At 58.7% G+C, this 13141-nt stretch carries 13 protein-coding genes; 5 read left to right on the plus strand and 8 right to left on the minus strand.

What is annotated here, in order from left to right; genetic code table 11:
* A partial coding sequence (locus tag FFS64_RS17170) for a type VI secretion system Vgr family protein (RefSeq protein ID WP_256660473.1) occupies nt 1-905 on the minus strand: 905 nt, incomplete at its 3' end.
* A 573-nt stretch (nt 906-1478) separates the two neighbouring features.
* On the opposite strand from FFS64_RS17170, the gene FFS64_RS17175 reads away from it, so the two are divergent.
* Nucleotides 1479-1790 carry a DUF6124 family protein gene (locus tag FFS64_RS17175; protein ID WP_137806370.1) on the plus strand — a complete coding sequence of 104 codons (312 nt, stop codon included), beginning with the start codon at nt 1479-1481 and terminating at the stop codon, nt 1788-1790.
* A gap of 152 nt (nt 1791-1942) precedes the next feature.
* Here the strand turns inward: FFS64_RS17175 and FFS64_RS17180 are convergent, their stop codons facing one another.
* The 4 genes from FFS64_RS17180 to FFS64_RS17195 all read right to left on the minus strand — a co-directional run bounded on the left by FFS64_RS17180 (nt 1943) and on the right by FFS64_RS17195 (nt 7575).
* Entirely contained in the window at nt 1943-3499 is a 1557-nt protein-coding gene (locus FFS64_RS17180; protein ID WP_137806371.1) for an amino acid permease, read from the minus strand.
* 139 nt (nt 3500-3638) lie between these two features.
* Entirely contained in the window at nt 3639-4799 is a 1161-nt protein-coding gene (locus tag FFS64_RS17185; RefSeq protein ID WP_137806372.1) for an iron-containing alcohol dehydrogenase, read from the minus strand.
* Between the two features lie 3 nt (nt 4800-4802).
* A complete protein-coding gene (locus FFS64_RS17190; protein ID WP_137806373.1) occupies nt 4803-6194 on the minus strand; it encodes an aldehyde dehydrogenase family protein in 1392 nt (463 codons plus the stop codon).
* Nucleotides 6195-6201: 7 nt separating this feature from the next.
* Complete coding sequence (locus FFS64_RS17195; protein WP_137806374.1) at nt 6202-7575, minus strand: glutamine synthetase family protein; 1374 nt, start codon at nt 7573-7575, stop codon at nt 6202-6204.
* 234 nt (nt 7576-7809) lie between these two features.
* Between FFS64_RS17195 and FFS64_RS17200 the strand changes: the two genes are divergently transcribed.
* The 3 genes from FFS64_RS17200 to FFS64_RS17210 all read left to right on the plus strand — a co-directional run bounded on the left by FFS64_RS17200 (nt 7810) and on the right by FFS64_RS17210 (nt 9658).
* Nucleotides 7810-8139: a carboxymuconolactone decarboxylase family protein gene (locus FFS64_RS17200; protein ID WP_137806375.1), complete on the plus strand. Its 330-nt coding sequence runs from the start codon at nt 7810-7812 to the stop codon at nt 8137-8139.
* A 156-nt stretch (nt 8140-8295) separates the two neighbouring features.
* Nucleotides 8296-9219 carry a hypothetical protein gene (locus FFS64_RS17205; protein WP_137806376.1) on the plus strand — a complete coding sequence of 308 codons (924 nt, stop codon included), beginning with the start codon at nt 8296-8298 and terminating at the stop codon, nt 9217-9219.
* A gap of 13 nt (nt 9220-9232) precedes the next feature.
* Nucleotides 9233-9658, plus strand: a complete 426-nt coding sequence (locus tag FFS64_RS17210; protein WP_137806377.1) for a hypothetical protein — start codon at nt 9233-9235, stop codon at nt 9656-9658.
* A gap of 72 nt (nt 9659-9730) precedes the next feature.
* On the opposite strand, the gene FFS64_RS17215 is transcribed toward FFS64_RS17210, so the two are convergent.
* Genes FFS64_RS17215 through FFS64_RS17225 form a run of 3 tightly spaced genes read right to left on the minus strand, consistent with a single transcriptional unit; the run spans nt 9731 to nt 11597 of the window.
* Complete coding sequence (locus tag FFS64_RS17215; protein WP_137806378.1) at nt 9731-10222, minus strand: HIT domain-containing protein; 492 nt, start codon at nt 10220-10222, stop codon at nt 9731-9733.
* Nucleotides 10213-10782, minus strand: coding sequence for a sensor histidine kinase (locus FFS64_RS17220; protein WP_137806379.1), 570 nt, complete (start codon nt 10780-10782; stop codon nt 10213-10215). The genes FFS64_RS17215 and FFS64_RS17220 overlap by 10 nt, the downstream gene beginning before the upstream one ends.
* Nucleotides 10779-11597, minus strand: a complete 819-nt coding sequence (locus FFS64_RS17225; protein WP_256660477.1) for an alpha/beta fold hydrolase — start codon at nt 11595-11597, stop codon at nt 10779-10781. Before FFS64_RS17225 ends, FFS64_RS17220 begins: the two co-directional genes overlap by 4 nt.
* A 442-nt stretch (nt 11598-12039) precedes the next feature.
* On the opposite strand from FFS64_RS17225, the gene FFS64_RS17230 reads away from it, so the two are divergent.
* On the plus strand, nt 12040-12897 hold the full coding sequence (locus FFS64_RS17230) for a hypothetical protein (RefSeq protein WP_137806381.1): 858 nt from the start codon (nt 12040-12042) through the stop codon (nt 12895-12897).
* Nucleotides 12898-13141: the final 244 nt, after the last annotated feature.

The following is a 13141-nucleotide window of genomic DNA, read 5'->3' on the forward strand; positions in this document are numbered from 1 at the left end:
TAGCCGCTTTCGCTTTGCAGGTCCTCGTCCTGCAGATAGCGATCGCCGAGCACGGTGTAGGGTTCGGCGTAGTGGTAGGCCTCGCCGTAGGTGGTTTTCGCGCCACGGGTCTGGTCGACATCGCTCTGCAGCCAGGCGTTGGCGTTACGCGGGTCGTAGGCGCGCAGGTGCAGGTTTTTTTCCACGACTTGATGGCTCGATTGCAGCTGCCAGACGGCGTCCTCGCTGCTGCTGTTAAGTCCAGACAGTGGGCGCAACGGCAGCTCGACGTCGAACTGGTAGCCGCGCTGGTCGTCGCAGAATTCCACGACGTCGATGTTCAGCCGTTCGTGGCGGGTGAAGCGGTACCAGATGCCGACCTCGGCCAGCAGCCGGTTGATGAAGGCGAGGTCGCTTTCACCGTATTGCATCACCTGTTCGCGCTTGGGGTAGTCGCGCACCAAGCGGAACAGGAAGTCCTGGTATTCGAATTCGTGGCGGCCGCGCAGGATGTGTTCGACGATCTGCGGCACCGACTGATGCTGATAGAGGCGGTATTGCCGACCGCGCTCGAGCAAGGCCAGACGCGGTTGCAGGGTGAGTTCGTAGCGGGCTTCGTCGAGGGAGGCGGACAGGCGTTTGAAGGCGGTGATCACGCCGTTTAGGGTGCGTAGCGGTTTGACCTCCGGTGTTTCCCAAGGCATCACCGGTTTGGGGAGGGCGTACAGGCTGAAACGGGCGGACTTGCCGAGCAGGTGTTCGGCGGCGATGTCCTGTTCGGTGCTGGTGAATTCGATGTGGTAGCTGAACGGTTGGCTGAGGCGTTCCTGGCCGTGGAAGGCGAGGACGTCGAGGGGGGCTTGGAGGTCGCTGACCCAGAGTTTGTGGCGGCTGTGGTCGAAGAAGACCGGTAGTGTGGTGTTCAAATTTGGACCTCCCTGGGGCGTTCGGGGAGGCTTCATTTCCATCCCTCATTCATGCGTTCGACAGCTTTCTGCAAGCTGACAACGATTGAAATAGGATGCTTCCGATATGCGTGTAGGACGCTTTCGGTGTGCTGGCATGTCGGGTCTGTAGGAATTTTTACGGAGTGTTTAAAGGGGGCGGATTCAGGGTTGTTCGACCGCCTTCTGGCGCTTTTTGGTGTGGGAGTTTGGGCGTGTTTAAAAGCCCGTCAGGTTACTTCAAGAAAGCCACAGCGCCTTGCGTCGTTGCCTACGGTTACGCCAGAATCCGCCGGCTTGTGCGCCTTGGGGCCGCTCGGTAACTTGATTCGCGTCACTGATTGTCAGTGATCGGGTTTAGTAGCCCGTGGTGTTATCAGTAAGGTGCACAGTGTTGTCAGTCAGGCATTCAATCCTGAGTTTGATGGTGGCTGTGCGCAGGGCGCTTCGGCGCGCCGGTAAATGCTGATCTCCCCGGTCTACTAACCTGCGTACAGCCGCCACCCTTCTTTTAGTAGGGAAGCGATAGCGGCTCCATTCAGGAGTAATCAGCTTATGGTCAAACCGACACCTAATCCGCCGGAGAACGATCCGGCAATACCTTCCGACCGCATTCCCTCAGCCGCCGACATCCAGGCCACCCCGCGCAAACTCTGCAGCATGTTCATCGTCAACCCGGAGCTCGATGTCGAATCCCTGCTGGCCCATGCCTGCGAGTCCCTGGCCTCCGCCAACGTCATGACCCTGGATCTGGCGGACCGCACGGAAGGGACGAGTCGCAATACGCTGCTGGGCATTGCCCAGGTCATCATGTTGGGTGAGCTGGCGGTGAACCGCGCGCTGGATCGTATCGATCGGCCTGAGTAGAAGATCGAAAAATCGCAGCCTTCGGCAACGCCTGCAGAAACACACCTGTTTGAGGCATTGGGGCTTGTCCGCGAAGGCGATGGGTCAGGCGCATCATGGTTGATGGGCTGCCGTCTTCGCGAGCAAGCTTCGCTCCTACAGGCGCAATCGCCTTAAGAGCGCTTCTCCAAAGCCGCCTCGGCCGCCGCAATATCGGCCTGGCGCTTGACAATCATGTCCCCCACCGGCGGCCCCTGGAAGCGCCGGGCCTCAAACCCGAACCAGACAATGGCCGTCAACACCAGAAACCCGATGGTGATGTACAACGCCCAATCATTCGGTGGCTGAATGCCGATCACGAAGATGATCACCATCGACAACACCGAGAGCAGGGCAAACACCGTGTACCAGAAGCGCCCCATGTTCCAGGGGCCCATGGTTGGCCATTTCGAGGTGCCGTAGGCAAACAGGCCCAGCACAATGGGAATGACGAACGAGAAGAACAGGAAGATTACCGTGCAGGACACCACGATGGTGTAGACCGGCGTTTCACCGATCGATATCACGGACGATCCCCACACAAACAATACCGCCAGCGTGGCGCCGGTCCAGATGGCCGCCACCGGGCTGCGAAAGGTCGGCGAAACCGAGGCCAGTGCCTTGGAACACGGCAGGCCGCCATCACGGGAAAACGCGAAGATCATGCGTGAAACCGACGTCACGGTGGCCAGGCCGCAGAGCACTTGCGAGATGAAAATCGCCACGAACAACGCATCTTTGAGCAACGGGTTCACCTGGGTGTTCATGGCCCAGAAAAACACGCTCCAGCCTTGCTTGGCCGCTTCGTCCATGCTCGGCAGCATCAGCACGAAGGCGCTGAGCATGACCCAGCCGAATAACAGCGACCAGACCACCGACATGACCATTCCGCGTGGCACCGACATGGCGGCGTTGCGGGTTTCCTCGGACGTATGCGCGGAGGCGTCGTAGCCGGTGATGGTGTAGATCGGCAACAGCAGGCCGAGCATGAAGATCCAGCCGTTGGAGACCTGTGGCCAGACGCTGCCTCCAGCCTCGCCGGAATAGTTACCGAAGGTCACCAGCCGGGAGAACTCGTAGCTGGGGGCCGAGATCAGGCAGACGATGGTCAGTGCCAGTGCCGTGGCGAAGATCAGATAGCCGGAGAAGTCGGTGAGTTTCGCGGTCAGGCCGATCCCCAGGTGGTTACACAGGGCCTGGATTCCGGTGAGGATCGCCAGGAAAATCACCCGTGTCGTGGTGGTGTCTTCCATGCCCAGCGTCGGCCCGAAGGCACCGAAAAAGAAGTAATAGGTGCCGACGTTGATCGCACCGAGTACCGTCACCAGCCCCAGCAAATTGAACCAGGCCGTGAGCCAACCGGTGAAGCGGTTGCCGAGGATCGAACCCCAGTGATACAGCCCGCCGGCGGTGGGGTAGGCCGAGGAGATCTGCGCCATGGCCAGGGCGAACACCCCGGAAATCAGGCAACCGATCGGCCAGCCGATGCCGATCGAAGCACCGCCCGCGCCCGAGGTGCCCTGGGCAAGTGAGTTGATGCCGCCGGAGAGGATGCAGATGATCGAAAAGGAAATCGCGAAGTTGGAAAAAACGCCCATTCGTCGCGAGAGCTGCTGGGCATAGCCCATGCTGTGCAGCACCTTGACGTCATCGTCGTGCGCGTCGGTGCCGGGCTGGCTTGCTGGGTTCATCGTCGTGTGCCCCTTCAGGTTTTGATACGCATCCATCCGGGAAACCCGGACGGCCTGGCCTTCAACCCCTTGTCGTACTGCTCCTGTTTCCAACCGGTGAAACTTGCCCGCTTTTCTGTAGGAGCGAGCTTGCTCGCTCCTACAGACGGCCGTGGTATGCCGCTTCGAAAATTTCCGCCACGCCGGCCCGGGTCAGCGGCAGCGGGTTGCCACCGGCGGACGGGTCGACAATCGCCATGTCCGCGATCAGGTCTGCCTGCTTGTCATCCACCCCCAGTTCAAACAGCGTATGCGGCACGGCGATGTCCTTGCGCAATTTGAGGACGAAGGCCAGGAAGCTGTCGAAGCCCGGCGAGGGCAGATGCAAGTAAGCCGCCAGGCGCGTGATGCGTTCCTCGATGGCCGGGCGATTGAATTTCAGGACATAGGGCATCAGGGTGGCGTTGGTCATGCCGTGGTGGGTGTCGTACAGCGCGCCAATCGGATGCGCCAGGGCGTGCATGCCGCCCAGGCCTTTCTGGAAAGCGGTGGCGCCCATCGCCGCGGCGGCGAGCATCTGCCCGCGCGCATCGAGGTCGGACGGGGTGTGCACCGCTCGCACCAGCGCATTGGCCACCAGACGCATGCCCTCCACCGCGATGCCATCGGCCATGGGATGAAAACCGGGGGCACAGTACGATTCCAGGCAGTGCGATAACGCATCCATGCCGGTTCCAGCGGTGACTTTTGCCGGCATGCCGACGGTCAGGGCCGGGTCGCTGATGACCACCCGTGGCATCATTTTCGGATGGAAGATGATGCGTTTGGTGTGGGTGCGATCGTCGATGATCACGGCCGCGCGGCCCACTTCAGAGCCGGTGCCGGCGGTGGTCGGCACCGCGATGACCGGGGCGATGCGGCTTTCATCGGCACGGGTCCAGTAGTCACCGATGTCCTCGAAATCCCACACCGGTCGGGTCTGTCCGCTCATGAACGCAATGAGCTTGCCCATGTCCAGGCCGCTGCCGCCGCCAAAGGCCACCACACCGTCATGGTTGCCCGCACGCCAGGCATCGAGCCCGCCGGCCAGGTTGGCTTCGACCGGGTTGGGCTTGAGGTCGCAAAACAGCGCGGCGCCCAATCCCGCGTTACGCAAGGTATCCAGTGCCGCCGTGGTGATCGGCGCCCGCGCCAGGCCGCTGTCGGTCACCAGCAGCGGTCGCTGGATACCCTGGTTGCGACAGACCTCGGCCAGCTCGCTGATGCGGCCGACACCGAAGCGAATGCTTGTGGGGTAGTTCCAGTTTCCAGTCAGGCTCATGGCTCAAATCTCGTGGCGCAAATGGAAGGATTTGGCTCGGGTCAGATGTTCATAGCCCAGGCGCGACAGCGTCACGCCGCGCCCGCTGTTCTTCACGCCGGTCCAGGCCAGGGCCGGGTCGAGGTAATCGCAGCGATTCATGAACACGGTGCCGGTCTCGATCTCGTTGCCCAGGCGTTCGGCGGCGGCGAGATCCTGGGTCCAGATCGAGGCGCTGAGCCCGAACTCACTGTCGTTCATCAAGGCGATGGCTTCCTCATCGCTGGCCACCGGCATGATGCCGACCACCGGACCGAAGCTTTCATCGCGCATGACCGACATTTGATGGGTCACGTCGACCAATACTTGCGGTGCGAGGTAGGCGCTGCCCGGTACATCAGCGGCAAAGTCTTGTGGACCGATCAGTGCCTTGGCGCCCTGGCTCAGTGCGGCGGCGATCTGGTCACGGACAAAATCAGCGGCCTGCGGACTCACCAGCGGACCGAGGGTGGTGGCTTCGTCCAGCGGATTGCCCAGCACGTACTGGCGGGTGAGGGCGGCGAAACGCTCGACAAACGCCGGGTAGATGGTTTGATCGACGTAGATGCGCTCCACCGCGCAGCAGCTCTGCCCGGAGTTGAAGAAGCTGCCGTCCACCAGGTTTTCCACCGCGTGGTCGAGGTTGGCATCGGCGCGAACGTAAGCCGGATCCTTGCCGCCGAGTTCCAGGCCCATGCCGAGAAAGCGTCCGGTGGCAGCGCTTTCCATGGTTCTGCCGCCGCCCACCGAACCGGTGAAATTCACCTGCTGTACGCGCGCAGAAGCAATGATCCTGCCCGTCTGCTCATGGTCGAGCACCAGGTTCTGGAACAGCCCTTCCGGCAGATTGGCGCGGCGAAAGGCTTCGGCGAAACGTTCGCCCACCAGCAGTGTTTGCGAAGCGTGCTTGAGGATGACGCTGTTGCCGGCCATCAACGCCGGAATGATCGTGTTGACGGCGGTCAGATAGGGGTAATTCCACGGGGCGATCACCAGCACCGTGCCCAGCGGTTCGCGTTTGATATGCCGGCGAAAACCGTAGATCGGCGCCGGTTCGACGGCGGCCAATGCCTCAGGCGCAATGGCGATCATGTGCCGCGCACGCTCGTCAAAACCACGCAGTTCACCGGCGCCATAGCGCACCGGGCGGCCCATCTGCCAAGACAGTTCCGGGGCTATTTCATCCTTCATGGCCAGCATCGCGTCCGCTGCGGCATTGCAAAAAGCCGCGCGTTCGCCCAGTGGCCGGCGTTTCCATTGCGCCTGGGCGGTTGCGGCCGCCTCAAGTGCCTTGTCGACCTGGGCCGCATCGGCGCAGGGGCGTTCGGCGTAGACCCGGCCATCGACCGGGGAGATGAGTTGAATCGTCGAGGTCATGGTGCTCTCAGTAGCGCTCGAAGCCGCGCTGCAGTTCCCAATCGGTGATCCGCCGGTCGTACTCTTTCTGCTCCCACTCGGCGGTGTGCACGTAGTGGTCGATGACTTCATCACCGAACGCCTCGCGCAACATGCTCGAACCCTTGAGCGCGGCGCAGGCATCACGCAGGGTCTTGGACACTTCGGGCAAATGTTCGTCGACGTAGGCATCGCCCTCGTAAGGCGGGTCGAGGCTGAGCTTTTCGTCGATCCCCGCCAGCCCCGCGGCGATCAGCGCGGCGAAGGCCAGATAGGGGTTGAGGTCGGCGCCGCCAATGCGACATTCAATGCGGATCGACTTGCTTTCTTCGGCGCACAAACGGAAGCCGGCGGTGCGATTGTCGCGGCTCCACACCGCGCGGGTCGGGGCGAAAGTGCCGGCCTGGAAGCGCTTGTAGGAGTTGATGTAGGGCGCGAGAAAACAGGTGATGTCGTTGGCATATTTGAGCTGGCCGGCCACCCAGGAACGCATCAGTTTCGACATGCCGAACTCGGCCTTGGCGTCGAAAAACAGCGGCTTTTTCGCGTTTTTGTCCCACAGCGAATTGTGGATATGGCTGCTGGAACCGGCGGCGTCGTAACGCCACTTGGCCATGAAGGTGATCGCCTTGCCTTGCAGTTGCGCGATCTCCTTGCAGGCGTGCTTGATGATGACGTGGTGGTCGGCCATGGTCATCGCATCGGCGTAGCGAATGTTGATCTCTTCCTGGCCCGGCCCCCATTCGCCCTTGGAGTTCTCCACCGGAATGCCGCTGGCCTGCAGATGCTTGCGGATCGCCCGCAGCACCGGCTCTTCGCGGGTTGTCTGCAGGATGTTGTAGTCCTCGATGTAGTGACCGGCGGTTTTCGGCTTGTGGTAGTTGCGTTTGTGGATGGCCTCGTAACTCTCGTCGAACAGGTAGAACTCCAGTTCCGAGGCGAACATGCCGGTGTAGCCACGCTCACGCAGACGCTCGACCTGTTTTTTCAGAATCGCCCGCGGGCTGTGGGGCAAGTCACGGCGATGGTGATGGTCGAGTACGTCGCACAGCACCAGTGCCGTGCATTCAAGCCAGGGCACCTTGCGCAAGGTGCGCATGTCGGGTTTGAGGACAAAGTCGCCGTAGCCCTTGCTCCAGCTGGCGGCGGCGTAGCCCGGCACCGGCTCCATGTCGATGTCGTCAGCCAACAGGTAATTGCAGCAGTGGGTTTCTTCATGGCCGCTGTCGATGAAAAACTCGACCTGGAATCGCTTGCCGACCAATCGCCCCTGCATGTCGACCATGCACACCAGGACTGTATCGATTTCGCCAGAAGTGGCGGCACGCTTGAGTTCGTCAAAACTTAAAAAAGGCTCGGGCATCACGGCAAGTCCTGCGCAATTTGTGTGGGCCTGTCTGAAATAGCTGTTGCAGACGCTCTCCAGAAACAACCCAAAACCTGCAGATGCGAGCATCGTGAGCAATAAGCTGCACTAAGCTTAGCCTACTGTCGCTTTTCGCAAGTTTTCGCTCATCGAGGCCTTGCGGGTCGGGCAGAACGGGATCGGGAAAGTACCCATGGGCGCCGACCGGTGCAGGCGCGCGGAGGAAAGAAAATGGCGAAGAAAAGAGCGTACAAAACCTACGGAAACCTCAAAGGTCAGTACCCGAATTATCTGGACGCGGTGGAGGCCCTGGGGACGGCGGTACGTCATGCCGGGCCCTTGAAAGAGAAGATGGTCCAGTTGATCCAGCTCGGCGCCGCGGCGGCCATTCGCTCCGAAGGCGCCGTGCACAGCCATACCCGACGGGCGCTGGAGGCCGGTGCCACGCCGGAGCAGATCCGTCACGCACTGATCTCGCTGACCAGCACCATCGGTTTCCCGACGGTGGTAGCGGCGATCAGTTGGGCGGACGATGTGATGGGGGAGGGGTCGGCGTCCTGAAGGACAGCATTGCTGCTCCTCTTTTCCAGTCGCAATGCTGGCTTGGCGCTATTACGGTTTGTCGACTAGATTCCCGTCTGAGTATTCGCTCATGTTGAGTGTACAGGGCAGTGAGTGCGCTCATCTTCCGCGCAGGCTTACCCGAGGGATCACGCTATGCGATTGTCTGCGATTCGATCACTTGTACAACTGTCTGGTCTTTTGCTTTCTCTATCGTTACTGAATGGGTGTGCCAACCTGGAGGAAATCCGGGATTTCTCTAATCAGTCGGCAGCGATTACTGCTTCGACTCAAGCTCTAAACTACGAGCAAACCTGGGAAGCACGAAAAAAAAATCTGATCAATGTTGCACAATCGTATCCTCTCTGTAAGAAAGTCGAAAATGTGTGCGTCCAATATATAGATATTCCAAAAGCCGATGTTCAAACTTTAAGTGAGGACGAGAAAAAGGCAATTGAATCTGTTCAAAGTGTTCTTTCGAAGTATATGGTGCAACTGGCGGCTCTGGCGGGAGATGATGTTGTTAGTGTTGATAAAAATGTCGACGAGCTCGTCAAGGATTTGAATGGTTTTCCGGGGAGTGCGGAGGACAAAGAAAGCAGAGAGAAAAGAAACGCAGCCTACGGGGCTATTGTTAAACTGGTAAAGTTACCCTTGGAAGGGTGGCGCCAGTATAAGTTGAAGCAATTAATTATTGAGAATGACGCTGATATTCAGTTGCTTGTCGATTTATTGTCGGAACAAACGAAAAACACTGCAAATAGAATTTTGACTGAGGAATTGGAAACAAATCAATGGTACGGACGCATTGTGCAAGCATATCCGGCGAACAATTTTATAGATGCATTTGGCAATATTCAATCACGAAAGGATCGCCTCGCTGAATCGAATGCCAAGACGAATGCAGCATTCGCGGCGTCCGACGCTATCAAGAAATTTGGCACGGTTCATCATGAAATGGCGATGAATTTGAGCTCATTCAATTCAAGGTCAATGAAGGACCTGATTGCGAATGTCAAGGCTGCTAAAGAGGATGTCGAAAAGGCTCGTAAACAATATCAGGCCGCCTTTGCGGATTAAGAGGAGTTGTGCCATGTCAGGAAATAAGCTTGATGCGACAGGGCTCTACAGGGTTTCGAATTTTTATTATTCTATATATGCCAAGCTTGCATTTGAGGTGGCGGATCGCACGCCCCCTTATACAGATGAAGAGAAGGAGGATATTGGGTTCAAGATCGATAAGGCTCGAGAGGTTGCGGAGTATTACTCAAAGTTGGCAAAAAAAAGCTTGGTTGTTGACGTGAAGATGCCCGTCGCCAGACTTACCAAGTCTATCGAAGGTGCAAGCGAAACAATCAAGAATTTAAAGGTGGTGGGCAAAGTCCTGGATGTTGTCGGAGATCTGGTTGTCATTGGCGTTACTTTAGTGAGCGTAGTCACTGATCCAACTAAGTTGGGTGATTTGCCTCAGCAGGTCGACGAACTTGTTAAACACGTGGGCGAAGTAAAAGCTGCCTAGTTGATTCGGTATGACGAGGGCTATCACCGATAGCCCTGTATCAAACCCAGGGTCTTGACCTGAATCGTGCGATTAGTCCTTCTGGTCGAACGCCACCCGCAACCGCTCGATGATCTCCTCGATCGAAGGCCCCTGAACGCTTGGCGGCTCCGGGCTCTCGCCAAATTCGCGCCAGATGAACAGGGTCAATTCCGCGCCATCGGTCAGGGTATGCGCTTCGACGCCCGCGCCGAAGTTCTTCAGCACCCGGTATCGCTCATCCTGGCAGAACAGATCCTCGACCCAGTGATACACCGGGATGAAGTGGAAATGGATGGGGAAGCGTGGGTCATGGCCGAATCGGCTGATGTAGAGCCACTTCGGTTGCAGCTCCGATTGCATGGTTTTCTGGATTCGGGCGAGCAGAGTTCCCATCTCGCCCAGTGCGTTGTCAGGAAGGTCGGACAATGAACGGACAGGGTGCCTCGTCCCCAGCACCAGATAGCCAGGGAGCTTGGACGACATGTGGTGATTGAGTATCCAGTGAGTGGTTTCATGGATGATGAAGCGTGGTGCTATGTCCATCGTTGGGTGTCCGTTGTCGAAGCAGGGAGGGAGAATGAGAAAGTCGCGCCGCCGTTTGGCTGACTGTCTGCCCAGATGCGTCCACCATGCAACTCTATTATTGAGCGGCAGATGGATAAACCGATTCCCATACCCTCTTCTTTGGTCGTGAAAAACGCATCAAACAGCAACGCAAGGTGTTTTTTGTCAATCCCTGGGCCATTATCGTGCACTTCCACCACCGCAAGACTCTCTTTCGCATGAATGCGCACGTGCAGCTCCCTGGGCAAATCCTTGTGGCCAATCATGACCTGCAGGCTGTTCATGATCAGGTTGATCACCACCTGCTGGAGCTGGATTCGATCGCCCGACACCTTGGGCGAACGGCCTTCTACCTTGCGCGACAATTGCACCTGATGGCTCTGGATTTCCCGGTCAAGCAGGGCAAGTGAGTCTGCTACTACCGATTCTAGATCCAGTTCTTCGTAGTGCGAATCGCTTTTGCGGGTAAGGTCGCGAATTCGCCTGATGACCTCGCCCGCCCGGCGTGCATTGCTGGCTGCCCGGTGAATGAAGGTCAACCCTTGATGAACGCCAGAAGGTCGCGGTTAATGACCTCGGCATGGGTGGTGCACATGCCGTGGGGCAGGCCGGGATAGGTTTTCAGCGTGCCATGCTTGAGCAGCTTGATCGACAAGTGTGCCGAGTCGGCGATCGGTACGATCTGGTCGTCTTCGCCGTGCAGTACCAGGGTCGGCACGTCGATGTTCTTCAGGTCATCGGTGAAGTCGGTTTCCGAGAAGGCTTCGATGCAGTCGTACTGCGCCTTGATCCCACCGTTCATGCCCTGGCGCCACCAGTTGTCGATGACGGCTTCGGAGACATTGGCGTTGGTGCGATTAAAGCCATAGAACGGCCCGGTGGGAAAATCCCGGTAAAATTGGGCGCGATTGTCGGCCACGGCTTTTCGCAATCCATCGAAGACTTCCAGAGGCAGGCCTCCCGGATTGTTCGCGGTGCGCAGCATGATCGGCGGCACGGCCCCGATCAGCACCGCTTTGGCTACGCGACCACGGCCATGTTTGGCTACATAGCGGGCCACTTCACCGCCACCGGTGGAGTGACCAATATGCACGGCATTTCTGATGTCGAGGTACGCCATCAGCTCGGCGACGTCGGCGGCGTAGGTGTCCATTTCGTTGCCGCTGGCGGTTTGGGTCGAGCGGCCGTGACCACGGCGATCATGGGCGATGACGCGGAAGCCCTGGCTGAGGAAAAACAGCATTTGCGTATCCCAGTCGTCGCTGGACAGCGGCCAGCCATGGTGGAATACGATCGGCTGTCCGCTGCCCCAATCCTTGTAGAAAATTCGCGTGCCGTCCTTGACCGTGATCATTCCCGAGCCTTTGCCACTGGTCTTGCCAACCGCAGGCGTTGCCGCAGGTGCCTGCTGTGCTGCCAGCGTCGGTCCCGTCACGGCCAGTGCCGCGGCTACCATGGCACCGCTGGTCATCAAGGCGCGACGGGTGGTTCCGCTTATCTCATCAGTCATTTTTTCAATACTCATGTGCGTGCTGTGGTTAGCGCTTGGAGCGGTCCAGGACAGTCAGTCCGGCGACGGCACCGATTCCCTTGTCGTGGGGAATTTATGGGCAAAGAAGCGTGCTGACCACCAGACATGGGTGCATGCCATTAACGCTTTGGTATAGACGCGAGACAGAGATCCCTTGTGGGAGCGAGCCGGCTCGCTCCCACAGACGATGGTTTATTTACAGGGCCAACGTCAGTAGATTAGGCGGCGGTTTGCCGACCACCCAGCCTCACAACAAGGAAGAATCATGAACGTCCACTCATCCTCGTCCTCATCCAGTGCCTTGATCGCCGCCTATTCCTCTGCCGCCAACGCCAGGGTTGCCGATGGCAAGGGCAATGTCGCCGACAGCGATCAGTCGGCGGACAAAACGCAGAATGATGATTCGGTGAGTTTGTCCGGCACGGCCACCGATTACAGTGATTCGATCGCCAGCAACGCGCCGTATTTTCCGGTGCGGCCGGGGATGAACGCCGACGCGCTTATCCTGGGTGTCGCCAAACCCGGGGCGATTTCCAGTTCCAGGGACAAGACCTTTGCCGATGTTGCCATCGATGCCCGCAAGCGCATGGATGAAAAATACGCGCTGATGAAGGACAGCGGTAAGCCGTACGACAACAGCATTCAGGATCGCAATGCGCTGATGGGCGATCTGGATCGACGTTCGCTGTACGCCGTCGCCACCAACGAAGGCGGCAAGTTCACCAAGGAGGAGCAGACCGCGGCGCAAGACCTGATGCGCCAGCAGGCGCAACTGGCCACCGGTTATTACGTCGGGCCGGAGGATCAAAAGAAGAATTGGCGAGATCCGTTCGCCAACGACCCGGTCGGCCGCGCCAAGGCGGCCCTGAACTTCCTGGACAACATGAGTCCCGAAGAGAAATCAACGCCGCAATGGTTGTCCCAGCGCGCGACCATCCAGACCGCACTGGACCAGGCCACCGCCGCCGACCCTGTAGAACTGGCGAAGAAAAAGCAGCTGTATTTCCCGATCCTGGCCGAGATTCTGCAGAACGGCACCAGTTGGTTTGACAAGAAAGAGCCGGACGAAAACAAGTCCAGTGAGTTGCTGAACAGGCTTCAGGCGGTGGTTCAATCCGCGTAGGCGCAACGCTTGACTCCGGGCGGCAACGCGCACTGCCCGGGTAGGAGCGAGCTCTGCTCGCGATGGTCGTCAACGATAACGCGTGCTGCCTGAATGACCGCGTTGTCCGGACGTTTTTCGCGAGCAGGGCTCGCTCCCACAGGTATGCAACACCCCGGTCAGTCAGGGAAGAAGGGTGACTTGAGCCGGCGATCCTCACGTTGCCGAAATGACCGACCCCAGAGCTTGAAACATTTTTAAATAC

The organism is Pseudomonas sp. G(2018) (assembly GCF_005502415.1).
In the GTDB taxonomy this organism is placed as follows: domain Bacteria; phylum Pseudomonadota; class Gammaproteobacteria; order Pseudomonadales; family Pseudomonadaceae; genus Aquipseudomonas.